The organism is Mesorhizobium sp. ArgA1, from assembly GCF_053714375.1.
This window is the reverse complement of the sequence record NZ_JBSKBQ010000001.1, coordinates 1,150,393-1,176,079: the sequence shown is the minus strand read 5'-3', so window position 1 is coordinate 1,176,079 and position 25,687 is coordinate 1,150,393. Positions and strand designations below refer to the sequence as shown.

The window sequence follows — 25,687 nt, the reverse complement described above, 5'->3', positions numbered from 1 at the left end:
TGTTGCGCACGGGGTGGGATGCACAGTGACGCGATGGAAACGAAAAAGCCTGCGGGCTGACAGTCACGTGGCTTTGGTGCTCGCGGCCGGTGGCTTTTGCGCCGCCGTCGTGGCGATGCTGCTGTCGCGGCTCGACGTCAGCGCCGATGTCCTGAAGCTCTGTCTGCTGATATCGGTGCCGGTTGCCGCCGTGGCCCTGATGCTCGCCGCTCTGTTCATTTACCGGATACTCGACGACCGCCGGCAGATCGCCGAGAGCGAGCAGCGCTTCCGCCGCGCCATGGAGGATTCGGCGATCGGCATCGCCATTGTCGGCCTCGATGGCCGTATCCACGAAACCAATCCGGCCTTCGCCGCCATGCTTGGTTACGGCAAGGCAGAGATCGAGGCGCTGACCTTCTTCCAGATCACGCATCCCGATGATGTGCAGATCGGCCGCGAGACGATGGACGGCATACGGGCGGGCACCACCAACGCCTTCCAGTTCGAAAAGCGCTACCTCAAGAAAGACGGCACCCCGGTGTGGGCGCATCTTGCCGGTTCCGTCATCCGCGACGAGAAGAGCGGCCGCCCGCTCTACCTCGTCTCGCAGATCGAGAATATCGACGCGCGCAAGCAATCCGACGCGCGCATAGCCGAAGCCGAAACGCGCTGGAACTTTGCCCTGGCCAGTGCCGGACAAGGCGTCTGGGATCTCGACATGCGCAAGGGCGGCACCACCTACTCCGCCACCTGGGTGAAGATGCTGGGCTACGCCGATGGCGAACTGGACGGCGATCCGGACCGCTGGCTGGAGATGATCCACCCCGACGACCAGGAGAAGGTGGCAGAGGCCGATCGCGCCCATCTGGAGGGCAAGACGCCGTTTTTCGAAGCCGAGTTCAGGATGCGTCACAAGGATGGCCATTGGGTCTGGATCCTCGATCGCGGCAAGACACTCGAGCGCGACAGCGAAGGCCGGCTGATCCGGGCCATAGGCAGCCTGACCGACATCACCCAGCGCAAGCAGACCGAGGAAAGCCTGATTGTGTCGGCGGCGGCGCTGGCGGACGAGAAGGAGCGGTTGAGGGTGACACTGCAGTCGATCGGCGACGCCGTCATCTGCACCGATGCCGCCAACCGCATTACCTTCATGAATCCGGTCGCCGAAAAGCTGACCGGCGTTGCCGGCGCCGAGGCGCTCGGCAAGACCCTTGGCCATGTCTACTGGGCAGTGGACGAGGAAACCGGGCAACGAATCGGCATGACGCGGCCGGCGCTCGGCGTCGCCGGCCCCGCCGATCAGAACAGCCGCGCCGTCCTTATCCGCCGCGACGACACGCGCTGCAGCATTCGCCAGGTGGTGTCGCCGATCATGAACGAACGCCAGGAGTTCTGCGGCCTCGTCATCGTCTTCCAGGATTTCACCGATGCGCGCGCCTTGCAGCGCCAGCTGGCCTACGCCGCCGCGCATGACGCGCTCACCGGCCTCGCCAACCGCTCAAGCTTTATCCGCACCATGGAAGAGCTGGTCGACCAGAGCCGCAAGGCCGGCGCGGCAAGACCAGCGGGCGAGCATCATTTCATGTTCATCGACCTCGATCATTTCAAGCTGGTCAACGACACTGGCGGCCATGCCGCGGGTGACGCCCTGCTGAAGCGGGTTGCCGACGCCATTCGCGGTGCGCTTGGGCCGGAGGATATCGTCGCCCGGCTCGGGGGCGACGAATTCGCCGTCATCCTTAAATCCGGATCGAGCCCCGGCGCCAGGATTGCGGCGCGCTCGATCATCGACGCCATCCGCAGCCTGCAGTTCACCTGGGACGGACGGCCGCATGCGATCGATGCCAGCATCGGTTTGGCGCCGATCCGTGCCAGTAGCGGTGAAGTCGACGAGATCATCGCCCGTGCGGATGCCGCCTGCTATGCGGCCAAGGCAGCCGGCCGCGGCTGTGTTTCCGTGGCAGCTGAAGACAATGGGTCAAAGGACCGGGCCGTGCCGCCGCTCGCGGCGGCGTCCTGAGGGCAGCGCTGGCTCTTCGTTCTGGTGGTTAGCGCGTCGGAACCGGGTGTTCGCCGCGATAGTCGTAGAAGCCGCGTCCGGTCTTGCGGCCGAGCCAGCCGGCTTCGACATATTTCACCAGCAGCGGGCAGGGGCGATACTTGGAGTCCGACAGGCCGTCATGCAGCACCTGCATGATCGACAGGCAGGTGTCGAGGCCGATGAAATCGGCCAGCTGCAGCGGTCCCATCGGATGGTTGGCGCCGAGCTTCATGGCGGTGTCGATGGCGTCGACCGAGCCTACACCCTCGTAGAGCGTGTAGATGGCCTCATTGATCATCGGCAACAGGATACGGTTGACGATGAAGGCGGGGAAATCCTCCGAGACGGTGATCGTCTTGTCGAGTTGCTTCACATAGGCCTTGGCGGCCTCGAAGGTCTGGTCTTCGGTGGCGATACCGCGCACCAGTTCGACCAGCTTCATCAGCGGAACCGGGTTCATGAAATGTATGCCGATGAACCGCTCGGGACGGTCGGTCTGCGCGGCCAGCCGGGTGATCGAGATGGACGAGGTGTTGGTCGCCAGGATCGCTTCGGGGTTTAGCTGCGGACAGAGCTGGGCGTAGATCTTGCGCTTGACCGTCTCGTCCTCGGTCGCCGCTTCGATCACCAGATCGGCACCAGCGAGATCGGCCATGGCGGGAGCCGCCGAAATGCGCGCCATCGCATCGTTGCGCAGCTTTTCGTCAAGCTTGCCGGAGCCGACCTGGCGGGCCATGTTGCCGCTGACTGTGGCGATGCCCTTCTCGATTCGGTCGGGAGAGACATCGTAGATCAGTACCTTGTAGCCCGAAAGCGCCGACACGTGGGCGATGCCGCCGCCCATCTGGCCCGCGCCGATGATGCCGATCGTCTCGATCTTGGCCATTTACTGCGATCCCGTCGAAAAAGGCCTTTACGGCCTGCTTTTTGTGCAGTGCAAACTAAAAGGGTGGGGCAGCTTCGTCTACCCCACCCCTTTACAATTTAATACGCTTTGGCAGAGAGCGTCAAAGCGCCTTTTGCAGCTCCGGCAGGATGACGAAAAGGTCGCCGACCAGGCCGTAATCGGCAACCTGGAAGATAGGCGCCTCCTCGTCCTTATTGATGGCGACGATGACCTTGGAGTCTTTCATGCCGGCAAGGTGCTGGATGGCGCCGGAAATGCCGACGGCGATGTAGAGATCGGGAGCCACGACCTTGCCGGTCTGGCCGACCTGCCAGTCGTTCGGCGCATAGCCGGCATCGACTGCAGCTCGGCTAGCGCCGACGGCGGCGCCGAGCTTGTCGGCGACCGGCAGGATGACTTCCTGGAACTTCTCCGAGGAGCCAAGCGCACGGCCGCCCGAGATGATGATCTTGGCCGAGGTCAGCTCCGGACGGTCGGTCTCCGACAGTCTGTTCTCGACGAAGGAGGAGAGGCCGGGATTGGCCGCCGCCTTGACGGTCTCGACCGCGGCCGAACCGCCTTCGGGCGCCGCCTGGAACGAGGCGGTGCGCACGGTGATCACCTTTTTGGCGTCGCTCGACTGCACGGTCTGGATGGCGTTGCCGGCATAGATCGGCCGCTTGAAGGTATCCGGCGAAACCACTTCGATGATCTCGGACACCTGCGCGACGTCGAGCAGGGCAGCTACGCGCGGCGCGACGTTCTTGCCCGAAGAGGTTGCAGGCGCAATGATGGTGTCGTAGGCGCCGGCCAATGAGACAACGAGTGCCGCCGTCGGTTCGGCGAGGCGCTCGGCCAGTTCGTCGGCCTCGGCGAGCAGCACCTTGCTGACGCCCTTCAGCTTGGCGGCAGCGTCGGCAGCGCCCTTCGCGCCCTTGCCGGCAACCAGCACATGCACGTCCGAGCCGATCTGCAGCGCCGCCGAGAGCGCCTTGGCGGTCTGGTCGGAAAGGGTTGCGTTGTCGTGTTCTGCGATGAGGAGAATGGTCATTTGTCTGTTCCTTTCCCGATCGCTTACAAAACGCCGGCTTCGTTCTTGAGCTTGTCGACCAGTTCGGCGACGCTCTTGACCTTGACGCCCGCCTTGCGGCCGCTCGGCTCCTCGGTCTTGATCACCTTCAGGCGCGGCTTGACGTCGGCGCCGTAGTCGGCCGGGCTCTTTTCGTCGAGCGGCTTCTTCTTGGCCTTCATGATGTTGGGCAGCGAGGCGTAGCGCGGCTGGTTGAGGCGAAGGTCGGCGGTGACGATCGCCGGCATTTTCAGTTCCACCGTCTGCAGGCCGCCATCGACTTCGCGCGTCACCTTGGCCTTGTCGCCGTCGAGCACCACCTTGGAGGCGAAGGTGCCTTGCGCCCAGCCGAGCAGCGCCGCCAGCATCTGGCCAGTCTGATTGGAATCGTCATCGATCGCCTGCTTGCCGAGGATGACGAGGCCGGGCTGTTCCGCGTCGACGACGCCCTTCAACACCTTGGCGACGCCGAGCGGCTCGGTCTGTTCGTCGGTCTTGACCAGGATGGCGCGGTCGGCGCCCATGGCGAGCGCGGTGCGCAGGGTTTCCTGCGCCTGCTGCGGGCCGATCGAAACGACGATGATCTCTTCGGCCTTGCCGGCTTCCTTAAGCCGGATCGCCTCTTCCACCGCGATCTCGTCGAACGGGTTCATCGCCATCTTGACGTTGGCGAGTTCGACCGCCGAACCATCGGCCTTAACGCGAACCTTGACGTTCGCATCCACAACCCGCTTCACGGGCACAAGGATCTTCATTTGCCTGTCACCTCTCCTGAGATATTCGGGCGCGCTATAGCAGCGTGCGCCACTGCAGAGTTGTCGAAAGCCGACATTCCTGACTGAATTCCGGCCAAACGGAATTCTGGCCGGACGGAATTCTGGTCGTCTGCCGCCTAACGGTGGCGCCCTCCGTAGTTGCGGTGACCTTGCGCGTCAATACATGTGCGCCACTCAAATCGGTTCAGTCCTGACCGGAAGCGCCACCGCGGCCCCAGCGCGTCGCCGGTTGCGTGGGCGCGGGATCGGCATGCGACGGCCCGGTGGAAACGGCCGGCTGATCGGCGGGCTCCGGTTCGCCGTCATCGCCGGCAAGTAGAGGCACGCCGCGGCTGCGCATAATGAGCACCAGTACGCCGCCGGCGATGATGCCGCCAATATGGCAGGCCCAGGATATCTGGTTTTCGCCGCCGGCGGCAAACATCACCACCTGGAAGCCGATCCACAGGATCAGTGGGATGAAGGCCGGGATGCGCAGCGGAATGCGGGCAAAGACCAGCACCCACACCTTCACCCGGGGATAAAGGACCAGATAGGCGGCGACGACCCCGGCGATGGCGCCGGAGGCGCCGATCAGCGGCACTTGCGAATCCCAGGCGACGAGCCCCTGGAAAGCGGCTCCGGCGATGGCGCACAGCAGGTAGAAGATGAGGTAGCGGATGTGGCCGAGCGCGTCCTCGACATTGTCGCCGAACACCCACAGGAACAGCATGTTGCCGCCGAGATGGAAGATATCGGCATGCAGGAAGGCATAGGTGAGGTAGCTCAGGCTCTCCGGAATGACGACGAATTCAGGCGAGAGCTCTGCCGTGTTGTGGACAACCGAAGGAATGAAACCGAGACCGAGCACGGCTGCGTTGTTGAAATTTTCGCCACCGATCGTGGTGACGAGAAAGACCAGCGCATTGGCCACGATCAGGCAGATCGTCACATATTGCAGCCTTATGTGGCGCAGCCTGTTGGTGTCGTACAGTGGGATGAACATGCCCCAAGCCCTCGTCCGCTTTCGAGAATATTCAGCGGTTCTTGCCGGGCACCCATAACACGTCGGCATTTCCGTTGTCATTGACCGCACGGGCGGCCACGAACAGAAAGTCCGAGACGCGGTTGATGTATTTCAACCCCTCGCGATTGACGTGCTCAGCCGGGTTCTGCGCCAGTGACACCATGATACGCTCGGCCCGTCGCGCCACGGTTCGGGCAAGGTGAAGCGCGGCGGCCGCCGGCGTACCGCCGTTGAGCACGAAGGATTTCAGTGGCTTAAGCTCCTTGTTGAGGAGGTCGATGTCTTTTTCGACGCGGTCGGTCTGCGAGGCGATGATGCGCAGCGGCTCGTATCCGAGCGGCTTGCCGTCATCGGGAACGGCGAGATCGGCGCCGAGATCGAACAGGTCGTTCTGGATGCGGGACAGCATGGCGTCGATGGCCGGATGGCTAGCCGCCGTGTGCAGGCGGGCGATGCCAATGCAGGCATTGGCTTCGTCGACCGTGCCATAGGCATCGACGCGCAGGTCGGATTTCAGCCTGCGCTCACCGGTGCCGAGGCCGGTGGTGCCGTCGTCGCCGGTGCGGGTGTAGATCTTGTTGAGCTTGACCACGCTCTGCCCCCCAATGCCGTCACTTGCGGGTGAAATACACCACCAGAAGGATCAGCGCCAAGGCCAGGGCCTGCAGCAGCACGCGCGCCTGCATCAGCTTGTTCGATGTCACGCTGGAACCGCCGCGCATCATGTTGATGAGGCCGCGTATAAGCACAATCAGCACGGCTGCCATGGCGAGAGCGACGAGAATTTTCAAGCTAGTTGCCATGGTCTGTTCCCAGTTCTGTTGCGGTCAGGCGCGTCTGGCCAGAACGCGGTAGAGCATCGATGCCGGCAGAATGCGCCTGAGCACCACGCCGACCTTAGCCGGCACTGTTACCACATAGTGCGGGCGCGGGCGCCGCGACAGAAGTGCATGGCGCAAAGCCGCATAGACCACCTCCGGCCCCTTTTTCAGCCGTGACTTGCTGCCGCCGGCCCTGAGCCGCGCCAGTTGCGCGGCATAGGCGACGCGGTGGACTGAATTCTCATGATCGATGTTTTTCAGAAACCAGAACAGCCCGTTGCTGGCGATTTTCGACGTCACTGGCCCCGGCTCGATCAGCGAAACGTGGATACCGCTGCCCTGCATCTCCTGCTGCATGCAAAGCATGAGACCCTCCAGCGCGTGCTTGGAAGCTGAATAGGCGCCGCGAAAGCGTACCGGCGCCAGGCCGAGGATCGAGGAGCAATGGACCAGGCGACCGTGCCCCTGGCGGCGCATCACCGGCACGATGCGCTGGGTGAGGTCGTGCCAGCCGAAGAAATTAGCCTCGAACTGCTCCCGCAATGCCGCAACCGGCAAATCTTCGACGGCGCCGGGCTGGGCATGGGCGCCGTTGTTGAACAGGGCGTCGAGGCGTCCGCCCGTACGCTCCAGCACCGATGCCGCAAGGGCTGCGATGGAGTCCGGCTCGCGGTAGTCGAGGTAAAACGCCTCGATGCCGTCGGCCTCGAGCATGGCGATGTCTTCAGGCTTGCGCGCCGTTGCGAACACGCGCCAGCCATCGGCCTTCAGCGCCCGGGCGCAATAGGCTCCTATTCCGGAAGATGCACCGGTGACGATGATGGTGCGCAACTCTGTCGCCGGCGGCATCATGGTTTGAGCAAGGGTTGCCATTTGACACAATCCCTTCCCATATTCGCGGCGTCGAGACAATCGAAGGGAACGCGGCTCTTGATGCGGAATATCGTCGTGCTGCGCCGCGTCCTCTATGACGCGCTTGGCCATTTCAACACCGACGACGGCTGGGCTATGGCCAGCCATCTGGCGATCACCTCGCTGATGGCGCTGTTTCCGTTCCTGATCTTTGCCACCACACTGGCGAGTTTCCTCGGCGCGCAGGCGTTCGCCGATACCGCCGTGCATCTGGTGTTCGACACCTGGCCCGAGCAGATCGCCAAGCCGATCGCACGCGAAGTGCTCAACGTGCTGACCGTGCGGCGCACCGACCTTTTGACCTATGGCGTGTTGCTGGCCGCCTATTTCGCCTCCAACGGCATCGAGGCGCTGCGCACCTCGCTCAACCGCGCCTACCGGGTCGCCGAGACGCGCGGCATTATCTACCGGCGGGTGCAGAGCATTTTCTTCGTGTTGATCGCCACGGCAGGGTTCCTGGCGATCAGCGTGCTGCTGGTCTTTGCGCCCTTATTGGCGCGGCTGGCGGAAGCCCATTTCGAGTGGATCAAACCCTATACCGGCACGATCACGCTGTGGCGCTACGTCATCGCCTCAGCGGTCATCATCGGCGGGTTGTTTGCTGTGCATTACTGGCTGCCGGCGGGCAAGCGCCGCTTCGTCTCACTGGTGCCTGGCATCGTTTTCACCCTGGCCGCATGGCTTATCGGCTCGACGATGTTTGCAACCTACCTCGACCATTTCTCGTCCTATGTGACGACCTATGCGGGGCTAGCCTCGATCATGATCGCAGTGGTTTTCCTCTATATGCTGTCGGCGATCTTCATCCTCGGCGGCGAACTCAACGCCGCGATCAGCCGCTTTCTCGAAGCGCGCGCCCGGGTCGGATGAGTCGATACCGGCCGGATTGAGGAACTGGAGAACTGGAGAAGGAGCACACAGCACCAGATTTCCTCAGGTTCCCCAGTTCTTCAATTCCTCAGTTCTCCCCTTGGCGGGCCGAGCCGTGGCCAGGCCAACGCCGAACGTCGCGATCGCCATGCCGACAATCTGTACAAGGCTGAGCTGTTCGCCGAACAGCGCCCAGGCGATAACAGCGGTGACGGCCGGCACCAGGTAGAACAGCGAGGCGACTTTCGACATCTCGCCGTCACGGATCATCACCATCAAGAGGAAGATGGCGCCGATCGACAGCACCAGCACCAGCCAGGCCATGGCAAAGATCAGCTCACCATTGATGATGACCGTGTGTGTTTCGAAGGCGAGCGAAGCCAGGATCATCAGGGCACCGCCGCCGATATACTGCCACATCGTCGCCGCCACCAGGTCGCCGCCCGAGGCATAGCGCTTCTGCCAGATGGTGCCGGCGCTCATACCCAGCACCGAGACCAGCGAAGCGGTCAGCGTTTCCGGCGTAACGCCGCCGCCGAGCGCGCCGAGCTTCGGCCACAGCACGATGACGACGCCTGCGAGGCCGACAGCGAGGCCGGCCCAGTGGCGTGGCAGGATGGCCTCGCCGAGGAACCTGCCGGCAAGCACGGCGGTGATCAGCGGCTGCAGGCCGACGATCAGCGCCGACAGCCCGGCCGGCATGCCCCTGTGGATCGCCCAGAACACCGCGCCGAGATAGACGCCATGCATGAGGATGCCGGCGACGGTGGCGTGAAGCGCTTCGGCCCTTGTGGCTCGCTTCGAGCCAAGCACGAGCATCAGGCCGGCGAGCAGCAAGGCGGCGATGACAAAGCGCACCGCCAGGAAAGTGAAGGGTTCCGCCCAGGGCATGGCATAGCGCGCACCGATGAAGCCGGTCGCCCACAGGACGACGAAAGAGGCGGGGATGAACCGCTTGAGACTGTGCATTTTTGGGGGAAGCCGTTTCGCGTCCGGGAAGAGGCCCGATTGGGGTGAAGAGTCAACTACGGCAATTGCTCTAATGCGGTTCAATCTGGCAAGCAAAGCGAAACAATTGATCCATAAGCTTGTTGGAATGTAATGGGTGGCCGAATTCAAAGGGCGGCGTCGGGGGCAATCGACTTCTGTCGATCGATCCGGCGACACCGCGTTTCGGCTTCGACGGGGAGCGCGCATGCTGTTGCATCTCGATACAAGCTGGCTGTTGATGACGGTTGCGAGCGTGGCCGTGTTCGGCTTCTTCTTCGGCTCGGCGCTCGACGCCATCATGCAGGAGGACGGCTTTGGCTCGACCGGCAACACGCTGCTGTTCACGCTTGGCTTTTTCGTCGCGATCATGGTCGCGAACGAGCATGGCATCGTCCTCAGAGATCTGAAGCTCGCAGTTGCCTGGGGACTGGGCGGTGCCTTCGCGTTTATCGGCGCGTTGGCGCTGCTCAAGGCGGGGCTGGCACGGTTATAGCCAGAGACCGACGAGTTGCCTGACATCGTCCGGCGAAGCGCCGGCCTGCCTGAGCGCGGCAAGGCCGGTGTCGCCAAAACTCTTCGACAGTTTACGCCCGTCCGGTCCGAGCACGAGACGGTGGTGGAAATAGTCCGGCCGGCCGAGGCCGAGCAGTTCCTGCAGCAAGCGCTGGATGCCGGTCGCGGAATACAGATCCTTGCCGCGCACGACATGGTTGACGCCTTGCAGCGCGTCGTCGACGACGACGGCCAGGTGATAGCTGGTCGGGATGTCGCGACGCGCGAGAATGACGTCGCCCCAGTCCTGCGGCCGCGCCTCTATAGTTCGCGTCGCCGATAACGTCTCGCCGGTGAATTCGCGCCAGGACAAATCCGTGCCGACGCGCGCCCGCGCCGCTTCGACGTCGAGGCGCCAGGCGAAGGGCGCATTGTCGGCGATCCGGCGGTTACGTTCGCTGATCGGCAGCGCCTTGTCGGCGGCGGGATAGAGCGGCACGCCGTCGGGGTCTCGCGGCCAGTCGCGGCCGCGCTTTTCACTGTCGGCGATGAAGGCCCTGATCTCGCCACGGCTCATGAAGGCGGGGTAGACGAGTTCCTCGCGGATCAACCGATCCAGCACCGCCTGATAGTCGGCGAAGTGCTTGGCCTGACGGCGCACCGGCCGTTCCCATTCGAGCCCGAGCCATTCGAGGTCGCGAAAAATGCCGGCCTCGAATTCCGGCGTGCAGCGGATCGTGTCGATGTCCTCGATGCGCAGCAACAGGCGGCCGCCGGCGGCCTTTGCCAGCTTTTGGTTCAGCAGCGCCGAATAGGCATGGCCGAGATGCAGTTCGCCATTCGGGCTCGGCGCGAAGCGGAATGTCAGGAGCGTCATCTCTGAGGCGGCAATCCGGTTGTGCAGCGGTTTTGCCAATTGCTACTTTGCTGCTCATCGGCGGACAAGGATACCATGCAACGCATCGCGACACTCGACGACATTGCGCGGGGGCTGGATGCGCTCTGCACAATCGACCCGCGGCTGGAAAAGGTGCGCGGCATGGCCGGCGAGGTGCCGTTGCGGCTGTCGGAGCCGGGGTTTCGTAGCCTTGCCTCGATCATCGTCTCGCAGCAGGTCTCCCGCGCCAGCGCCGATGCCATTTTCGGCCGGCTGGTCAAACTGGTCGATCCGTTGACGCCGCAGGCCATCCTTGCCGCCGGCGAGGACATGTTTCGCGAGGCCGGGCTGTCGCGGCCAAAGCAGCGCGGCCTGATCGCGATTGCCCAGGCCGTGACCGACGGGCTTGACCTGCATCACCTCTGCTCGCTTGACGCCGAAGAGGCGATCGCGGCCATGACAGCGGTACCCGGCATCGGTCCGTGGACGGCCGAAGTCTATCTTCTGTTCGCCGCCGGCCACCCCGATATTTTTCCCGCGCGCGACGTGGCGCTGCAGAGCGCGGTTGGCCATGCGCTGGGCATCGAGCCGCGTCCGCCTGAGAAAACACTCATCGCTCTGGCCGAATCATGGAGCCCGTGGCGAGGTGTCGCATCGCGGCTTTTCTGGTCCTATTATCGCGAAACCAGGGGCAGGGACGCCGCGCCACCGGCCTGAAACCGCAAAAAAGCATGAAAATCCTGCATTTTTGCCGCTTTTGGCGAGCGACAATCCGCTTCACATCCCTGTCATGTCGGGCTTACAGTATCCGCGCCGATCGGTTACCGCGCCGCGCATCCAGTGGATGCGCAAAGGAGGCGGTAGAGCTTTTGAAGTTGCACATGATCCTTTCCGAAAATCGAACTCGATTTTCGGGGTCATGTGCGAAACGAGGAGGTCAACAAGGTGACGGTTGCCGTATCTCCGGATGGGCTTCCTGCGCTGGTGCTGAATGCGGATTATCGTCCGCTCAGCTATTACCCCTTGTCGCTCTGGTCCTGGCAAGACGCCATCAAGGCGGTGTTCCTCGATCGGGTCAACATTGTCGCCGAATACGAGCATGCGGTGTCTTCGCCAACCTTCTCGATGAAGCTGCCCAGCGTCGTCAGCCTGAAGGCTTATGTGAAGCCGTCGAGGCATCCGGCCTTTACCCGCTTCAACGTCTTCCTGCGCGACCGCTTCCAGTGCCAGTATTGCGGCACGCCCGAGGATCTGACCTTCGATCACGTCATCCCGCGCCACCGCGGCGGGGCGACGACATGGGAGAATGTCGTTGCCGCCTGTTCGCCCTGCAATCTCAGGAAGGGTGGCATGATGCCGGCGCACGCCAAGATGTGGCCGCTGCAAAAGCCCTATCAGCCGACCGTGCACGATCTGCACAACAATGGCCGGCTGTTCCCGCCCAACCATCTGCATGAAAGCTGGATGGATTATCTATACTGGGATGTCGAACTCGAACCTTGAGACCGTTAGAGAATTCGGGAGGCTGGCCGTCTGGAGCAGCTTTCTGCGCTTACGGTGCTATCACGCTACCACGATCTCATATTGCACCAGCTCGAGCGCGCTCACTTATCAGCGGCTTCGCGTGTAAGGACCGGCTTCCCCCACTCCGTCGCTGCTTCGCAGCGCCACCTCTCCCCCCTCCGGAGGGAGAGGAAGGGAGCCTGTCGGAGGAGCGCTGGCTGCAATAGGCTTGCGCCTTTCCTCTACCCCGTCGATCGGGGGAGAGGTGTCTCGGCGAAGCCGAGACGGAGTGGGGGTCGACTTGGCTCGGACGTCGAAAAGCCGCGCCACGCGACTCAGCCTGCCGAACTTCTGCTCGACGCGCCGCTGGATCGAATTAGCTTAATCGCGCGAAAGCGCGCCGCGGAAGGCGACGGCGGCGAGGATGAAGCTGGCGATGGCGTTCCAGCCGGCCAGCGACAGGCCGAGAATGCGGAGTGCTGCCTTGTCGCAGGACGGCGGCACGAATTTGTCGAGCGCGTCGAGCACGCCCTTGCCGCCGGTGTCGACCGGGCCGGCGCCGGCGGTGCAGTCAGCCGGGCCTTGCCACCAGGCCCATTCGACGCCCGAGTGATAGACGCCGAGATAAAGGCCATAGAGCATCAGCAGGCCACCGATGGCGAGCAGGCCGCGCGTCAGCCATGCAGGCGCGCTGAGCATCGAGGCGATCACGGCCAGAAGCATCAGCGGGGCGCCGATGTAATAGGGCGTGCGCTGCTCCAGGCAGAGATGGCAGGGGATGTAGCCGCCAATGTGCTGGAAGGCGAGCGCGGAGCCGACAGTGGCGGCCATGGCGACGGCGAGAAACAAAGCGGTTCGCGTCCGCTGGCGTCTGGTGTCGGCAGTCATCGTAGCTGTCATGTTTCGTCCGTTGAATTCGCCGTCCGCCGGCATAGTCCTGAACCACCGCCCGCCTTGGGCGGTCAGAAGGCGTATTTGACCACGATATAGAGCAAAATCAGGGCGGCGGCGCCGGCGCCGACGATCAATCCCAAACGCTTCTCGATGAATTCCTTGATCTCTTCGCCATAGCGGCGCAGCAGCCACGCAAGAAGCAGGAAGCGAGCGCCGCGCGCCAGGATGGCCGATATGATGAAGACAACAAGATTGACGTGGAGGGCGCCTGCCAGAATGGTGACCACCTTCATCGGCGGCAGGTGGGCGGCGCCGGATGTGACGAGCAGCACCAGCATCAGCCCGGTGCCGGACGACTGCCACCTCTCGAACGTGTCGAGGCCGCCGAAGTGCTCCAGCATCGGCCGTGCTATCGTGTCGTAGGCATAGTAACCGATGAGCCAGCCGGCAATGCCGCCCAGCACGGACGCAACAGTGGCGGTCAGCGCGTAGCGATAGGCGCGTTCGGGCCGTGCCAACGCCATGGGCAGATACAAGACGTCGGCAGGTATGAAAAACACCGAGCTTTCGACGAAGGCGATGAAGGCCAGCCACCATTCGGCGGATTTGCGGGCCGCAAGCGACAGGGTCCAGTCGTAAAGTCCGCGAAGCATCGGCTCTCCTAATGCATGTCGCCCAGACGCAACGCGCTTTGATGCGCGCCTGTCTAGAAAGATTTTCCGCGCTGCACAATGGCAGGAGCTTCATGAAACCGAAAGGCGGGCTTTTGCCGCAAGGAGCGCACGGCCGAGCATTTGGCCAGTTGACGAACAGGCCCCCAACCGTATAGTCCGCGCCCATCCAGGCCTTTGGGCCGGAGCCCCTATGGCGGAATTGGTAGACGCGCTCGACTCAAAATCGAGTTCCGCAAGGAGTGCTGGTTCGATTCCGGCTAGGGGCACCATATTTTTGATGTCTCCCGACAATTTGTATGGCCTCGATATCGTTGCGGTTCGATAGGCCGCATTCCGTCAGGCAATCAGTCTGCAAACTCGAGTTTGAGGACAGCGCGGCGGTCTTCATCCCGCTGGGGATTAGAATGGCCTGCAAGGGCTACGAGGAGCCAAACGCGGTTCGAAACGTCTCGCCGAAACCTGCCAGCGGCTTGCCGCAGCGGTGCCTGCAGCAAATGATAATACGGGTATTTTCGCGCAGCTCGGCCCTAACCCAACGGGCTGTCATCGGTTCCGCAACAGCCGAAGGCCACAAATCCACACAACGGCAATCTTCGTCCAGGGCCTCCTGAGCGGGGAGTTTTTGGCGCGTCATGCCCCATTCCGCCGATTGCGTCGGAAGGGCTTTACTTTTCGGAAATTACGGATATTTTGTATCCATAAGGATATTAGATATCCTTAATTAGATGGAGCCGCGACCAGCACCTGAAAGCACGTCCGCATGGGTGGCTGCGAACGGGGTACGAAACATTGCCGGTGGAGCCGGCCTCCGTTCCAAACCGGTCAAAGGAGATAAGCATGAACCTGAACAACACCCCCCAACCCGGCAGGGCGGTACCCGAAGAGCTGGTTCCGTCGCGCTACGCGGTACGGGTCGGAGATATTGACGTGCTGGTGATCAGCGATGGAGTGCTACCGCTGCCAACCAAAATGCTGGGCCATAACGTGGAGACCGCCGTGCGGACAGCCTGGCTGGACGAGATGTTCCTGCCGCCGGACGCTTTCGACTGGTCGCTGAACGCGGTCGTGGTGCATAGCGGCGCGCAGACGATACTCATCGACGCCGGGCTGGGGTTGGACCCCAATTTGAACCTGCCGCGGGCCGGGCAGCTGGTCAAACGGCTGGAGGCCGCCGGCATCGATATCTCGTCCGTGACCGACGTGATACTGACCCATCTGCACATGGACCACGTTGGCGGGCTGCTCGTCGACGGGGTGAAGGAGCGCCTGCGTCCGGATCTGCGGATCCACCTGGCGGCCGCCGAGGTCAAGTTCTGGGAATCGCCCGATTTCTCCCACGTGGTCATGCCGACAGGGTTCCCGGACGCGCTTCGGGCGACCGCCACCCGGTTCATGAAAGAGTTCCGCAGCCAGCTGCAAACGTTCGATGAGGAGTACGAGGTAGCGCCGGGGGTGATCGCCACGCGCACCGGCGGCCACACGCCCGGGCACAGCGTGGTCCGAGTGGCATCCGGCGGCGACCGCCTGATGTTCGCCGGCGACGCTGTGTTCGCGGTCGGGTTCGAACATCCCGACTGGTACAACGGCTTCGAACACGACCCCGAAGAGGCAGCCCGCGTTCGGGTTCGTCTTCTGACGGAGTTGGCGGAGACCGGAGCGTCACTGGTGGCCACTCACCTGCCGTTCCCATCCGTCGGCCGGGTGGCGGTCGACGGCGACGCTTTTCGTTGGGTGCCGGCTTTCTGGGACTACTGACCCCTTGTGGGATTAAGATCGAACCGGGGCGCGGAGGCTTCAAGGCCGCGCCCCGGTCGGACGTTGGCCACAACCAAACCCCTTGCCCGCGGATGTGTCGAACGACGCGTGTCGCACGGGCTGCGAAAATGGAGACAGTCTATGAAAATCGTCATCATCGGCGGAACCGGCCTGATCGGTTCCAAAACCGCCGAACGCCTGCGCAAGCATGGCCATGAAGTAATTGCCGCTTCACCGAACACCGGCGTCAACACTATCACCGGCGAAGGCCTCGCAGAGGCGCTCAAGGGAGCCGAGGTGGTGATCGACCTGGCAAATTCACCGTCTTTCGAGGACAAGGCCGTGCTCGAATTCTTCCAGACGTCGGGCCGAAACCTGCTCGCGGCCGAAAAGCAGGCCGGCGTAAAGCATCACGTTGCGCTTTCCATCGTCGGCACCGACCGCCTGCCGGACAGCGGCTATCTGCGAGCCAAGGTCGCTCAGGAAAAGATCGTCCGGGAAGCCGGCATTCCCTACACGATCGTGCGTTCCACGCAGTTCTTTGAATTCCTCGGCGGCATCGCCCAGGAGGGTACGGTCGGCGATACGGCGCGCCTGTCGACGGGCTATCTTCAGCCGATCGCCTCCGATGACGTGGCCGACTTCGTGACCGACGCAGCCCTTGCCGCACCGGTCAACGGCATCATCGAGATCTCTGGGCCCGAGCGCGAGCGACTCTGCGATTTCGCCGCCCGGTATCTCAAGGCGATCGGCGACACACGCACCGTTATTGGCGATCCGGAGGCGCGCTATTTCGGCGCCAAGCTGCAAGACGGTTCCCTGGTCTCAGACAAGAACCCTCGCATTGGCCGCGTCGGCTTCGATCAATGGTTCGCCACAACAGCCAGAAGGTGACCCACATGCACCTGCCGAATTCAACGGCGCGACAACGGGGCTTTTGCCAGGCGGCCGCTGAAGATGCCCGTTCTCGGTCTTGGCGCGTCGGGAGGATTGGGGGACACGATCGGGATCCTGCTGCGTAACGTCGCAAGCGATGTGAAGACGGTCATCATCGCGGATTCGCGCCACTGGATCGCCGAGGAACAGCCGCAGCAGGTGATCGCGGCGCTGACCGATTTTATCCCGGCGCCGCCGCATTGAACCGCGCCGTCGGCCGCGACGAAGCGCGCTCATCCCGCCCGGTCCAGGACCCATTCAAAAGTGTCGTTCCATAGGGCAGGAAGCGTTTCCCGCGACAGCGTCTCCACCAGCTCGGCGAGGGTGACGCTGCGCAGTTTCTGGCGCCAGGCTTCGTCGGCCTCCCCCATGATGCGAGCCACTGCGCACGGGCCGCTGTCGCAATGACCCTTCGGGCGGCAGGGGTTGTTGGCGCGGATGTTTGCGCAGATGAAGGTCTGCGCTTTGCCTTCCACGGCCTCCACGATATCGAGGAAAGTCAATTCGCCCGGCGGTCTTGCGAGGCGGTAGCCGCCGGACGGACCCAGCGTCGAATGAACAAGCCCGGCCTGAGACAGAGACTGCAATGCCTTGGAAAGATATTCCTTCGGAAGCCCGTGCAATTCCGCCAATGCCTTGGTCGACAGATAGCGCCCCTCCGGCAGGCCGGCGAGGATGGCGCAGCAATGCAATGCCCACTCGACTTGGCTCTTTAGAATCATAAATCCGTTCCGAAAGTGGGAAAGTCAATCCATAATACGGATATTAAATATCCCTATTTTGATCGCCTGTAAACGCGGGGTGAAATCCTCCGCTTCCAAGAGGCGTCGAGGTGTCGCGACGCCTACCGCATATTTCCCGTATGGCCCTGCGAATACCGTCCCGGCTGCGGCCAGACCGTCAGGCCGTGCGGCTCGGCGCCGACCCGGAATTTGGTGACCGCGCCTGATGTCGTGTCGATCATGTAGGCGGCGCTGTCGAAGCGGCCGGACAGCCATAGTTGTTTGCCGTCGGCGCTGACATTGCCCATGTCGGGGCTGCCACCGCCGGGGATCGGCCAAAGCGCTACGACGGAGCGGGTGGCGAAGTCGATCACCGTCACGCTGCCCGGCCCCTTTGCCTTGCCCTGCTCCATCTTGTGCGAGCCGCGATTCGACACATAGAGCCGCTTGCCGTCGCGGCTGACGACGAAGCCATGAGCCCCGATGCCCGTCGGGATGAAGCCGATTTCCTTGAAACTGTCGCCGTCGACGAGGAAGACGCCGTCATTCATCATGTCGGCGACATAGAACACCTTGCCGTCGGGCGAGAGGCGGATGTCCTGCGGCATGCCCATTTTCGAGAAGTCGAGATGGCCAAGAACCTTCTGGTTCTTCAGGTCGATCTTGGCCAGGCCGCCATTGCCGTATTCGCAGGTGAAGATCGCGTAGGAACCGTCGACCGAGAAATCGGCGTGGTTGATGCCGGCGCAGGTCGGCGTCGGCAGGCTCCATTTCAGAGCCATGGTGTGTGGGTCGCGGAAATCGAGCCGCTCCAGGGCTTCGTCGACGACGATGGCCGCGCTGCCATCCGGCATGAAGTACAAATTGTAGGGATCGTCCACCGCGATCTGCGGGCCGGGCTTGCCGGTCATCGGGTCGATCGGCGTCAGGCTGCCATTCTTGCCGGTGCCATTGTTGGCGACCCAGAGCGTCTTCAGGTCCCAGGACGGCACGACGTGCTGCGGTTTGCTGCCGACCGGAAATCTGTCGACTTCCTTCAGCGTCATGGTGTCGATCACCGTGACGCTGTTGGAGGAGCGGTTGGGCACATAGACGCGCGGCAGTGCGCCCAGCGTGGCCGGGCCGAGATGGCCGGCGCCGGTGTGGCTATAGATGTTGGTGGGCGGCGCGGGCTCGCTGCAGTCCTCGGGACAGCTATCGGCCCAGGCTCGAGCGGGCAGCAGTGCAAGCAGGAGGACGGCCGCACAGGGACCGGCGTGACGCAAAAAGGTTTTGATCATTGGATGCTTGTCGTGAAGGTCGGCAGAAATTGCCGCCGCGACCCATAGCTTGGGTTTTGCCATTGATCCAGCGGCTTTTCTCAAGGCTCCCGCGGGGTGCACGGCCTAGCGTCGTCCCAGCAGACTCTTCATGCGGTTGCGCAGGATGCGCGCCATGTTGCGGGTCTCGCGGTAGAGATGCAGCTGCGAGGCGGCCTGGCGGGCGAGGCGGTCGGCATCCCGCGTCAGCCCGATCACCAGCGAGCCCATCGGCTTGCGCTCGCTCCATAGCCGGCTCATCACCGGATGGTCGGGCACGGCGCAGGAATCGGTCATCATGATGTTGGGGTCGTCGAGATGCTGTCTGGTCACTTCGATCATCAACAGCGTGCCCGGCGAATAGGTGGCCAGCGTCTCGTCATAGGCCGTCTTCCAGGTGTAGGCGACGCCGGCCTCGACGAAAACGACCAGGCAAGCGATGGTGCGGCCGTCCAGCGTCAGCGAATGGATGCGGCACATATCGTGTTCGGCCAGCCGGTGCACGGCCTCGCGGGCGAAGGCGGCGCGGTAGCGGTCGATGGCCATGGCGGTGCGCTCACGGCCCTTCCAGCCGGCGGCCTCCAGCGTCAAAAAACTTTCGATGGCGTAGCGGATCTCGTCGGGGCCACGAGCCACGACATGTTCCAGTTTGCCGAGATCGCCCAGGCGCCGCTTCAGGCGGCGGAATTCGCGATAATGATGCGCGCGCAGCGATGCCTTCAGGTAGGCTTCGCCGTCGGCCTCGCTTTCGAGCACCGGCCGGTCCGCCTTGCCGGTGGTGACCATTGTCAGGCCGCGCGTCTCGGCAACGGTGGCAAGCACGCTGGCCAACGGGCCGTCGAGCCTTATGTCGGGCAGCACGAAGACTTTCGGCAGCTTCAGGTGCGGCCGCGACAGCATGCCGAAGAAATCCTCGACGACGCCGATGGGGTCGTCATGGTCGACCAGCGGCGTGCCGATCGGGCCGAACGGGCTCGACCAGGTGCGCATGACCGGAACGCCGAGCGGCACGGCCGGCCGTTCGACCGAGAACGGCACCAGCAGCCGCAGCCGGTTGCGGTATTCGTCGCCGTCGCGGATCACCGCCAGCCGCACCTCGCGATCCTCCAGCCGAGGCATGGCCGGCGCCAGGAAGCGTGGGTTGAAGAACACGTTGGGCTCGACCGTGCGGGTGCAGAGAAAGTCGAGTTCCTCAACCAGGTCGAAGCCGGCCGAGGCCGGGTAGACCGCAAGTTTGCGCTGCGGCCGGTTGTTGGCCAGAATCTCGAGATGCGCCGGATCGGCGTCGCGCGCCAGGCCGGCAAGGCCCGACACCATGGCGCCGGCAGTACCGCCGCTGGTTTCCTCGATCAACGGGGTGGCGGCCATCAGGCGGCTCTCTTGGCTGCGGGAACGAAGATCAGCATGACGATACCAAGCTTGCGCCAGACGGTGAAGGACAGAGCGCTGGCCTCGAAGACCATGGCAAGGCTGGTGGCGATCGCCGCCCCCCACAGGCCGAAGAGCGGGATCAGCACTATGTTGAGACCGATGTTGAAGGCCAGCGTCATGGCATAGACGGCGGCACAGATGTTCTGGTTGCCGCTCATCGTCAAAAGGCTTTCGCAAGGGCCGACGGCGGCGCGCGCCACGACGCCGAACACCAGCAGGAACAGCAGCGGGTAGCCAGCGGTGAATTCGGGGCCGAACAGCACCAGCATGGGCTCGCCCAGCAGCAGCACCAGCAGCGCCATCAGCAGCGACGGCCAGAAGGTCCATGACACCGTCTCGCGGGCGAAGGCGGCGAGCTTTTCCGGTTCGCCGTGGGTGAACTGCGCATAGCGCTGGGCAACGCCGGCCTTGACCGAGAAATAGACGAAATGCACCAGCGCCAGCGTCTTGACGGTGGCGAAATAGACGGCGACGTCGTTGGGTTGCAGATAGGCGCCGACCATCAGCACATCGGCGTTGGTGAGCAGGAAGAAGAAGCTTTCGACCAGGAAGATCGGCAGCGAGACGATGAACCACTCGCCGAAATGCACCTTCATCGGCCCGGCCGGGATATTCTTGCCCATGCGCGAGGTGACGCCGATGAGCTGGGCGAGCGTGGTGGCGTAGGTGGCGGCGATCGAGGCGAAGATCGCCGTCCTGGCATCGGGCGCATAGCCCATCGCCAGCATCAGCGCCATCAGCGCCAGGATCAGCACCGGCCGCACGAGATAGGTCGGCGACAATGCAAACAGTGCCCAGGAATTGGCCCGCGACTGGCCTTGCAGCAGGTCGCCCATGGCAATCATCGGCAGGCAGAACAGGCCGAGGATGAAGGGGATGACATAGTAGTTCTCGATCCAGTCCGAGCACAGCCAGACGCCGAGTGCGCCCAAGCCGGCGATTGCGGTTGAGGCAATCAGCACGAACAGGCGGCTGGCGACCACGATGCCGCGCAGTTCGGCCAGCATGTTGCGTTCGCGATATTCGGGGATGAAGCGGATGACCGAGGTGTGGAAGCCGAGGCAGGCGAGGTTGCCGACGATGACCATCGTCACCCAGACGAGGACGAAGATGCCGTATTCGAACGAGCCCATCCAGCGCGCCATCAGCACCTGGCTGATAAAGGCGATGACGGCGCTGACGATGCGGATGGCAAAGGCGATCAGCGACATGCGCCCGGCTTCGCCGCGCTCGTCGGCGGTGAACAGCACCGCATCGATGCGGCCAAGCAGCGGCCCCATGCGCAGCGCCAAGCGCTGCGGCAAGAACCGCCCGGCCGTCGTCGCCGCGGAAAAGCGCACCCCGATGTTTCTCCGTTTTCCGCCTCGTTTCAAGGTTTTCGGTGTATCCGAAACACCTTAAGAAAGGGTGGGGGGCGGGTGCGCCAATCAGCCAAGGACAGTCGCATGTGCAAAGTCCATCGCTCGCGCGCCGGTGCGAAACAAAAGGCGAGCGAACGCCGGGGAAGACTGGGGAGCCGGTCGGCGTTGCGCTCACCCCTCCCCCCGCCAAGGGGGAAGGCCGGGCACCGGGTGTGTCCGGTGCCTGAGGTGCTACAAGGGGAGCGCTACATCCCCTTCATCGCATCGCACGACACGTTGGGGTTCATGTCGGCGAAGGCGCCGGTCGGGTTCTGTTTCCAGGCCCAGACATGCAGTTCGTAGAATGGGCCGAGGCCGTAGCGGTTCGGGGCGCTGTTGAAGTTGAACAACTGGCCTTCGAGCGAGGCCGGCCCCTTCGAGGTGATGTATTCGACCGCTATCAGCTTGAGGCTGCCGTCGGCCATCGGCTCATACATCACCGCCTCGGGCTTGGCGACATCGACGGCATCGTCCTTGAGATAGGCGCCGTTGACATAGTGGATGCCCATGGCGCCGCCGGTGATGCCGCTGGCGCAAGGGATCGGGGCGTAGCCTTCGGCTGTGGCGGCTGCCACATTCTCGAAGCGGCTATTGGCGGCGCGCACCTTTTCGGCCAGCGGGTTGGCGTCATGCGCCTGGGCGGCGGCACCGGCCGCGATCGAGATGGCGGCCAGGGCCGCGAAACGTGTCGTCCAAAGAGTTGTGGTCATGGTCTTTCGTCCGTTTGTTGACGCTTGAGGCGAGGACGGCCGATCGGGCCTGCGGAAACGCTCGCGGCGTTGGTTCAAGGTTTGGGGGAACGAGCTGTCGGTCCCGGTTCATGCGATGGTCATGCAGCCCCGGTTGCCGAACTTCTGGCTGTCGCCGCTAAAAAATCGTGCAAAATCAACGATTCCAAAAGTAGTATTGCCAGTATTCCTGCGGCACTTCCCGCTCCCAGAGCCCGATGTCGCGCCTCAGATAGTCGCCTTCCGGGGGCAGGCGCCGCCTTTCAGACAGATGCGCAGGCAGCTTCGTCGCGAACCGCCATAGACGGCCGAGCAGGGAATGGCCGGTCTTTCCCAGGACAGGCTCGGCTCCACAGACCGGCAGGCCATCAGGCAGTTCGCCATGGCTGCGAAGGGCATTTTGATGCTCATCATTGTAGCGACCGATAGTGCGATCAGAGGTAAAAGTAAGGGTCAAGAACCCGCACCTCCGTGATCCTGTCGACCGGCAGCGAGTTCTTCTGGGCGGTGCTCCGGATCGCATCGGGCGAGGGCGCTTCGTAAATGCAGAAGCTGCGCTTCTTGTCGGGTGTGACGAAGGACTGGATCCAGGTGACGCCCTTTTCGGCATTGCGCATGACGACGCCGCCCACCGCGGTGGCGCCGATGTCGGTCATCGGTATGTTGAGGCCGTCCGGAAATGTCCGTTCAATCAGATAGCGAGGCATGGAAGGCTTCCTTTTCCATTGATTCACGCTCGATCGGAGCGCAGCTGGACGTTGACCACGCCGTGCCGGCCCGCGCATCGGAACGATTCCCCATATTTGGCGGGACGATTCCCTATGTTGGCGTCGTTCTTTGTGGAGAGAGTCACGGCAATGTGTGCAAAGTCACATTGCGCCGCTCTCTTCCCGGGCTATCGTGAGCGGCCCGCCATGGTGGGAAAACTCCGATCATAAGAGACGATGATGACGATGCTTCTGGAACGGCAGACGCAGCTGCAGCAGCTGGAGAGCCTGCTTGGCGATGCAATAGGGGGCCATGGCCGCGTTGCGGTGCTGGCGGGGGAGGCGGGCGCCGGCAAGACGGCGCTTGTCGAGGCGTTCGCGGCCCGTGTCGGGCAGAGCGCGGCGACGTTGCGCAGCGCTTGCGAGGATTTGTCGATTCCCGATCCGTTGGGGCCTCTCTACGACCTGGCCCGTGAGGCGCAATGGGGGCTGCCGCGCGCAATCGACGCCCGGCATGGACAGAGATTGCCGCTGTTTTCCGATGCGCTCGACGCCTTCGCGGCGAAAGGACCGAGCCTGCTTGTGATCGAAGACCTGCATTGGGCCGACGATGCGACGCTCGATTTCGTGCGCTTCCTCGGCCGGCGTATCGCCAACACCCAGATCCTGCTCCTGGTGACCGCGCGCACCGACCGCAGCGAGGCCCAGGTCAGGGTCCGCCGCGCGCTGGGCGAAATCCCTGCAGGCAGCGTGGCGCGCATCGACGTGCCGCTGCTCAGCGAGGCGGCAGTGCTGTCGCTGGCCGATGCGGCCGGCCGCGACGGCGACGCCATCTACCGGGCGACTGCCGGCAATGCCTTCTTCGTCACCGAACTGCTGTCAGCCGAAAATGAAACGGCGTTGCCGGCAAGCGTGCGCGACGCCGTACTGGCGCGGGCAGAGCGGCTGTCGCCGGGGGCTCGCGCAATGCTCGACGCGGTGTCGGTGTTTCCGCGCCGGGCCGACGCCTGGGCCCTGCAGGGCCTGTGTGGCGTGACCAGCGCCGGCCAGCTTGCCGAGTGCGTCGCCAACGGACTGCTCGACGATCTGGGCGACAGCTACGCCTTCCGCCACGACATTGCGCGGCGCGCCATCGAAATGATGCTGACGACCTCGCACAGACGGCAGTTCAACCAGCGCGCTTTGGCTGCGCTGCTCGAAAATGGCGACGTTTCCACCGGCCGCCTGGTCCATCATGCGGTCGAGGCGAACAATCTGGAGGCAGTGCGTGCACTCGCACCGATTGCCGCCCGCGAGGCCTCGCGTGTCGGCGCCCACCGCGACGCCGCCGGATACTATGAGGTCGCGCTACGGCATGTGGACTGCCAGCGGGCGGAAGACTGCGCGTCGCTCAACGAGAGTTATGCGTTCGAGTGCCATCTTATCGGGCGGATCGACGAGGCGATTCAGGCGCAGACCCATGCGCGCAATCTGCATCAGGCGAACGGAAACAGGGCGAAGGAAGGCGACAGCCTGCGTTGGCTGTCGCGCCTTGCTTATCTCGCAGGCGACCGAGGCGCCGCCGACAGATTTGGCGAAGATGCGGTCGCGCTGTTGGAAACCGTGCCTGCCGGCCCTGAATTGGCCATGGCCTATTCCAATCTGTCGCAACTGGCGATGCTGGCCGAGAGGCCGGACAAGGCGTTGAAGCTTGGCGAGAAGGCCGTCAGCCTGGCGGAGCGCATGAACAGGCCCGACATCGTCTGCCATGCGCTCAACAATGTCGACGCCGCCGGGCAATGGCTGAATTTTGCCAAGGGGCGTGCGGATCTCGCCCGCAGCCTGGAAATCGCGCTGGAGCAGAACCTTCAGGAGCATGCGGCGCGCGCCTTCACCAACAGTGCCTGCACCGAGATGAACCAGCTCGGCTTCAGCCAGGCGCAGGCCTTTCTGGAACGCGGCATCGATTACTGCGTCGACAATGATCTCGTGACCTGGCGCGACTATATGCGCGGCGTAAAGGCGCAGCTGTTGCTGCGCCAAGGCCATTGGGAAGACGCTGCCAGCGAGGCGCTTGACGTGCTTTCCAGTGGCCAGACTGCGATGCTGGTTCGCTATCCCGCCGTGGTGGCGCTGGCGAAATTGCGGATGCGGCGTGGCGATCCGTCAGCCGAGCCGCTATTTGCCGAAATGATGCTGTTCCTGGAAAAAGGCACGGAGCTGCAGCGCCTGATGCCTTATGCGGCTCTCATGGCTGAGCAGGCATGGCTTGGCCAGGGCGACAGGGACGCGGCCTTGCTGCTGATCGATCGTGCCGAAGCCATGGCGCCAACAAGGGCGGTTTTCGCCGAGCTGGCCGCATGGCGGCGAATGCTGGCTCCAGACCAGGATCCGGGCGACATATCAGGCATGGCCGAGCCCTATCGCCTGCTGCTGGCCGGCGACTGGCAGGCGGCCGCTGCACTCTGGGACGAATTGCAAGCGCCGTACGAACGCGCGCTTGTGCTCACCCAGGGCGACGAGGAGGCGCAGCGCACGGCGCTGGAGATTTTCGAGAGGCTCGGAGCCAGGCCGCTCGCCCAGCATGTGCGTGAAACGATGCGTCGCAACGGCGTCAACAACATTGCCCGTGGCCCGCGCCGCTCGACGCGCGCCAACCTGGCCGGCCTCACCTTGCGCCAGATGCAAGTGCTGCAGCTGATCGAACGCGGCCTCTCCAACAAGCGGATCGCCGAGCAATTGACGATTTCGCCGAAGACGGTCGATCACCACGTCTCGGCGGTGCTGGGCAAACTGGATGCGGTGTCGCGCGGCGAAGCGACTGCCGCGGCGCGCGACTCAGGATTGTTGTGAGATCTGGTTCAGCGGGCAGGGAAACGGGCAGACGTCGGGCGCTGCCCCTCATCCGGCCCGGCGGGCCACCTTTTCCCCGTAGAGC

27 protein-coding genes and 1 tRNA gene are annotated in these 25,687 nt (G+C 63.5%); 10 read left to right on the top strand and 18 right to left on the bottom strand.

Features of this window, described 5'->3' with window-relative positions; all coding sequences use genetic code 11:
- The first annotated feature begins 67 nt into the window (after nt 1–67).
- Nucleotides 68–2,002 carry a PAS domain S-box protein gene (locus tag ACWGTI_RS05730; RefSeq protein WP_454586182.1) on the top strand — a complete coding sequence of 645 codons (1,935 nt, stop codon included), beginning with the start codon at nt 68–70 and terminating at the stop codon, nt 2,000–2,002.
- Between the two features lie 28 nt (nt 2,003–2,030).
- On the opposite strand, the gene ACWGTI_RS05725 is transcribed toward ACWGTI_RS05730, so the two are convergent.
- From ACWGTI_RS05725 to ACWGTI_RS05695, 7 genes are all read right to left on the bottom strand, one after another.
- Nucleotides 2,031–2,909 (bottom strand): 3-hydroxybutyryl-CoA dehydrogenase, encoded by an 879-nt coding sequence (locus ACWGTI_RS05725; protein WP_181061792.1) that lies wholly within the window; start codon nt 2,907–2,909, stop codon nt 2,031–2,033.
- A gap of 121 nt (nt 2,910–3,030) precedes the next feature.
- Nucleotides 3,031–3,960, bottom strand: a complete 930-nt coding sequence (locus tag ACWGTI_RS05720; RefSeq protein WP_454586181.1) for an electron transfer flavoprotein subunit alpha/FixB family protein — start codon at nt 3,958–3,960, stop codon at nt 3,031–3,033.
- Between the two features lie 23 nt (nt 3,961–3,983).
- Nucleotides 3,984–4,733: an electron transfer flavoprotein subunit beta/FixA family protein gene (locus tag ACWGTI_RS05715; protein WP_454586180.1), complete on the bottom strand. Its 750-nt coding sequence runs from the start codon at nt 4,731–4,733 to the stop codon at nt 3,984–3,986.
- 205 nt (nt 4,734–4,938) lie between these two features.
- Complete coding sequence (locus ACWGTI_RS05710; protein ID WP_454586179.1) at nt 4,939–5,739, bottom strand: rhomboid family intramembrane serine protease; 801 nt, start codon at nt 5,737–5,739, stop codon at nt 4,939–4,941.
- Nucleotides 5,740–5,770: 31 nt separating this feature from the next.
- Nucleotides 5,771–6,352: a cob(I)yrinic acid a,c-diamide adenosyltransferase gene (locus tag ACWGTI_RS05705; RefSeq protein WP_454573252.1), complete on the bottom strand. Its 582-nt coding sequence runs from the start codon at nt 6,350–6,352 to the stop codon at nt 5,771–5,773.
- A 19-nt stretch (nt 6,353–6,371) separates the two neighbouring features.
- The gene (locus ACWGTI_RS05700) at nt 6,372–6,563 is read right to left on the bottom strand and encodes a twin transmembrane helix small protein (RefSeq protein ID WP_454573253.1); all 192 of its coding nucleotides are present in this window, start codon (nt 6,561–6,563) and stop codon (nt 6,372–6,374) included.
- Nucleotides 6,564–6,587: 24 nt separating this feature from the next.
- Nucleotides 6,588–7,454 (bottom strand): SDR family oxidoreductase, encoded by an 867-nt coding sequence (locus ACWGTI_RS05695; protein WP_454586178.1) that lies wholly within the window; start codon nt 7,452–7,454, stop codon nt 6,588–6,590.
- Between the two features lie 60 nt (nt 7,455–7,514).
- Here ACWGTI_RS05695 and ACWGTI_RS05690 point away from each other — a divergent pair, with 60 nt between their 5' ends.
- Complete coding sequence (locus tag ACWGTI_RS05690) at nt 7,515–8,363, top strand: YihY/virulence factor BrkB family protein (protein WP_454586177.1); 849 nt, start codon at nt 7,515–7,517, stop codon at nt 8,361–8,363.
- Nucleotides 8,364–8,426: 63 nt separating this feature from the next.
- Here the strand turns inward: ACWGTI_RS05690 and ACWGTI_RS05685 are convergent, their stop codons facing one another.
- Nucleotides 8,427–9,332 carry a DMT family transporter gene (locus ACWGTI_RS05685; protein ID WP_454586176.1) on the bottom strand — a complete coding sequence of 302 codons (906 nt, stop codon included), beginning with the start codon at nt 9,330–9,332 and terminating at the stop codon, nt 8,427–8,429.
- 226 nt (nt 9,333–9,558) lie between these two features.
- Between ACWGTI_RS05685 and ACWGTI_RS05680 the strand changes: the two genes are divergently transcribed.
- Nucleotides 9,559–9,846: a hypothetical protein gene (locus ACWGTI_RS05680; RefSeq protein ID WP_454586175.1), complete on the top strand. Its 288-nt coding sequence runs from the start codon at nt 9,559–9,561 to the stop codon at nt 9,844–9,846.
- Here ACWGTI_RS05680 and gluQRS read toward each other — a convergent pair.
- Entirely contained in the window at nt 9,841–10,722 is an 882-nt protein-coding gene (gene gluQRS, locus ACWGTI_RS05675) for a tRNA glutamyl-Q(34) synthetase GluQRS (protein WP_454586486.1), read from the bottom strand. The two genes, ACWGTI_RS05680 and gluQRS, sit on opposite strands and share 6 nt — an antisense overlap.
- Nucleotides 10,723–10,797: 75 nt before the next feature.
- On the opposite strand from gluQRS, the gene ACWGTI_RS05670 reads away from it, so the two are divergent.
- The gene (locus ACWGTI_RS05670; RefSeq protein ID WP_454586174.1) at nt 10,798–11,439 is read left to right on the top strand and encodes a DNA-3-methyladenine glycosylase family protein; all 642 of its coding nucleotides are present in this window, start codon (nt 10,798–10,800) and stop codon (nt 11,437–11,439) included.
- A 228-nt stretch (nt 11,440–11,667) separates the two neighbouring features.
- Complete coding sequence (locus ACWGTI_RS05665; RefSeq protein ID WP_008874122.1) at nt 11,668–12,225, top strand: HNH endonuclease; 558 nt, start codon at nt 11,668–11,670, stop codon at nt 12,223–12,225.
- Between the two features lie 381 nt (nt 12,226–12,606).
- On the opposite strand, the gene ACWGTI_RS05660 is transcribed toward ACWGTI_RS05665, so the two are convergent.
- Both ACWGTI_RS05660 and ACWGTI_RS05655 read right to left on the bottom strand, forming a co-directional pair.
- Complete coding sequence (locus ACWGTI_RS05660; RefSeq protein WP_454586173.1) at nt 12,607–13,125, bottom strand: disulfide bond formation protein B; 519 nt, start codon at nt 13,123–13,125, stop codon at nt 12,607–12,609.
- Between the two features lie 62 nt (nt 13,126–13,187).
- Nucleotides 13,188–13,772 (bottom strand): YqaA family protein, encoded by a 585-nt coding sequence (locus tag ACWGTI_RS05655; RefSeq protein WP_454573261.1) that lies wholly within the window; start codon nt 13,770–13,772, stop codon nt 13,188–13,190.
- A 205-nt stretch (nt 13,773–13,977) separates the two neighbouring features.
- On the opposite strand from ACWGTI_RS05655, the gene ACWGTI_RS05650 reads away from it, so the two are divergent.
- The 4 genes from ACWGTI_RS05650 (at nt 13,978) to ACWGTI_RS05635 (ending at nt 16,688) form a co-directional block, all read left to right on the top strand.
- Nucleotides 13,978–14,062, top strand: a tRNA-Leu gene (locus ACWGTI_RS05650).
- Between the two features lie 568 nt (nt 14,063–14,630).
- Entirely contained in the window at nt 14,631–15,548 is a 918-nt protein-coding gene (locus ACWGTI_RS05645) for an MBL fold metallo-hydrolase (protein ID WP_454586172.1), read from the top strand.
- 141 nt (nt 15,549–15,689) lie between these two features.
- Nucleotides 15,690–16,442 carry an SDR family oxidoreductase gene (locus ACWGTI_RS05640; RefSeq protein ID WP_454586171.1) on the top strand — a complete coding sequence of 251 codons (753 nt, stop codon included), beginning with the start codon at nt 15,690–15,692 and terminating at the stop codon, nt 16,440–16,442.
- Nucleotides 16,443–16,505: 63 nt separating this feature from the next.
- Entirely contained in the window at nt 16,506–16,688 is a 183-nt protein-coding gene (locus ACWGTI_RS05635; RefSeq protein WP_454586170.1) for an alpha/beta fold hydrolase, read from the top strand.
- Nucleotides 16,689–16,717: 29 nt separating this feature from the next.
- On the opposite strand, the gene ACWGTI_RS05630 is transcribed toward ACWGTI_RS05635, so the two are convergent.
- From ACWGTI_RS05630 to ACWGTI_RS05600, 7 genes are all read right to left on the bottom strand, one after another.
- Nucleotides 16,718–17,206: an RrF2 family transcriptional regulator gene (locus ACWGTI_RS05630; protein WP_454586169.1), complete on the bottom strand. Its 489-nt coding sequence runs from the start codon at nt 17,204–17,206 to the stop codon at nt 16,718–16,720.
- Nucleotides 17,207–17,328: 122 nt separating this feature from the next.
- Complete coding sequence (locus ACWGTI_RS05625) at nt 17,329–18,486, bottom strand: YVTN family beta-propeller repeat protein (RefSeq protein ID WP_454586168.1); 1,158 nt, start codon at nt 18,484–18,486, stop codon at nt 17,329–17,331.
- 105 nt (nt 18,487–18,591) lie between these two features.
- Nucleotides 18,592–19,872: a GNAT family N-acetyltransferase gene (locus ACWGTI_RS05620; RefSeq protein ID WP_454586167.1), complete on the bottom strand. Its 1,281-nt coding sequence runs from the start codon at nt 19,870–19,872 to the stop codon at nt 18,592–18,594.
- Complete coding sequence (locus tag ACWGTI_RS05615; RefSeq protein ID WP_454586166.1) at nt 19,872–21,275, bottom strand: lipopolysaccharide biosynthesis protein; 1,404 nt, start codon at nt 21,273–21,275, stop codon at nt 19,872–19,874. Before ACWGTI_RS05615 ends, ACWGTI_RS05620 begins: the two co-directional genes overlap by 1 nt.
- A gap of 266 nt (nt 21,276–21,541) precedes the next feature.
- On the bottom strand, nt 21,542–22,045 hold the full coding sequence (locus ACWGTI_RS05610) for a hypothetical protein (RefSeq protein WP_352585481.1): 504 nt from the start codon (nt 22,043–22,045) through the stop codon (nt 21,542–21,544).
- A 175-nt stretch (nt 22,046–22,220) separates the two neighbouring features.
- Nucleotides 22,221–22,520, bottom strand: coding sequence for a hypothetical protein (locus tag ACWGTI_RS05605; RefSeq protein WP_454586165.1), 300 nt, complete (start codon nt 22,518–22,520; stop codon nt 22,221–22,223).
- The gene (locus tag ACWGTI_RS05600) at nt 22,498–22,770 is read right to left on the bottom strand and encodes a DUF4242 domain-containing protein (protein ID WP_454586164.1); all 273 of its coding nucleotides are present in this window, start codon (nt 22,768–22,770) and stop codon (nt 22,498–22,500) included. The genes ACWGTI_RS05605 and ACWGTI_RS05600 overlap by 23 nt, the downstream gene beginning before the upstream one ends.
- Before the next feature lie 240 nt (nt 22,771–23,010).
- Here ACWGTI_RS05600 and ACWGTI_RS05595 point away from each other — a divergent pair, with 240 nt between their 5' ends.
- Complete coding sequence (locus tag ACWGTI_RS05595) at nt 23,011–25,602, top strand: helix-turn-helix transcriptional regulator (RefSeq protein WP_454586163.1); 2,592 nt, start codon at nt 23,011–23,013, stop codon at nt 25,600–25,602.
- Nucleotides 25,603–25,687 lie beyond the last annotated feature (85 nt).

What these genes read in the sequence shown, in the direction of transcription:
- ACWGTI_RS05645 (WP_454586172.1), top strand. Translation starts at nt 14,631, where the DNA reads ATGAACCTGAACAACACCCCCCAACCCGGCAGGGCGGTACCCGAAGAG.
- ACWGTI_RS05660 (WP_454586173.1), bottom strand. Translation starts at nt 13,125, where the DNA reads ATGACAGCTACGATGACTGCCGACACCAGACGCCAGCGGACGCGAACC.
- ACWGTI_RS05700 (WP_454573253.1), bottom strand. Translation starts at nt 6,563, where the DNA reads ATGGCAACTAGCTTGAAAATTCTCGTCGCTCTCGCCATGGCAGCCGTG.
- ACWGTI_RS05670 (WP_454586174.1), top strand. Translation starts at nt 10,798, where the DNA reads ATGCAACGCATCGCGACACTCGACGACATTGCGCGGGGGCTGGATGCG.
- ACWGTI_RS05690 (WP_454586177.1), top strand. Translation starts at nt 7,515, where the DNA reads ATGCGGAATATCGTCGTGCTGCGCCGCGTCCTCTATGACGCGCTTGGC.
- ACWGTI_RS05715 (WP_454586180.1), bottom strand. Translation starts at nt 4,733, where the DNA reads ATGAAGATCCTTGTGCCCGTGAAGCGGGTTGTGGATGCGAACGTCAAG.
- ACWGTI_RS05635 (WP_454586170.1), top strand. Translation starts at nt 16,506, where the DNA reads ATGCCCGTTCTCGGTCTTGGCGCGTCGGGAGGATTGGGGGACACGATC.
- gluQRS (WP_454586486.1), bottom strand. Translation starts at nt 10,722, where the DNA reads ATGACGCTCCTGACATTCCGCTTCGCGCCGAGCCCGAATGGCGAACTG.
- ACWGTI_RS05610 (WP_352585481.1), bottom strand. Translation starts at nt 22,045, where the DNA reads ATGACCACAACTCTTTGGACGACACGTTTCGCGGCCCTGGCCGCCATC.
- ACWGTI_RS05630 (WP_454586169.1), bottom strand. Translation starts at nt 17,206, where the DNA reads ATGATTCTAAAGAGCCAAGTCGAGTGGGCATTGCATTGCTGCGCCATC.
- ACWGTI_RS05595 (WP_454586163.1), top strand. Translation starts at nt 23,011, where the DNA reads ATGACGATGCTTCTGGAACGGCAGACGCAGCTGCAGCAGCTGGAGAGC.
- ACWGTI_RS05685 (WP_454586176.1), bottom strand. Translation starts at nt 9,332, where the DNA reads ATGCACAGTCTCAAGCGGTTCATCCCCGCCTCTTTCGTCGTCCTGTGG.
- ACWGTI_RS05680 (WP_454586175.1), top strand. Translation starts at nt 9,559, where the DNA reads ATGCTGTTGCATCTCGATACAAGCTGGCTGTTGATGACGGTTGCGAGC.
- ACWGTI_RS05725 (WP_181061792.1), bottom strand. Translation starts at nt 2,909, where the DNA reads ATGGCCAAGATCGAGACGATCGGCATCATCGGCGCGGGCCAGATGGGC.
- ACWGTI_RS05640 (WP_454586171.1), top strand. Translation starts at nt 15,690, where the DNA reads ATGAAAATCGTCATCATCGGCGGAACCGGCCTGATCGGTTCCAAAACC.
- ACWGTI_RS05600 (WP_454586164.1), bottom strand. Translation starts at nt 22,770, where the DNA reads ATGCCTCGCTATCTGATTGAACGGACATTTCCGGACGGCCTCAACATA.
- ACWGTI_RS05625 (WP_454586168.1), bottom strand. Translation starts at nt 18,486, where the DNA reads ATGATCAAAACCTTTTTGCGTCACGCCGGTCCCTGTGCGGCCGTCCTC.
- ACWGTI_RS05655 (WP_454573261.1), bottom strand. Translation starts at nt 13,772, where the DNA reads ATGCTTCGCGGACTTTACGACTGGACCCTGTCGCTTGCGGCCCGCAAA.
- ACWGTI_RS05720 (WP_454586181.1), bottom strand. Translation starts at nt 3,960, where the DNA reads ATGACCATTCTCCTCATCGCAGAACACGACAACGCAACCCTTTCCGAC.
- ACWGTI_RS05695 (WP_454586178.1), bottom strand. Translation starts at nt 7,454, where the DNA reads ATGGCAACCCTTGCTCAAACCATGATGCCGCCGGCGACAGAGTTGCGC.
- ACWGTI_RS05710 (WP_454586179.1), bottom strand. Translation starts at nt 5,739, where the DNA reads ATGTTCATCCCACTGTACGACACCAACAGGCTGCGCCACATAAGGCTG.
- ACWGTI_RS05620 (WP_454586167.1), bottom strand. Translation starts at nt 19,872, where the DNA reads ATGGCCGCCACCCCGTTGATCGAGGAAACCAGCGGCGGTACTGCCGGC.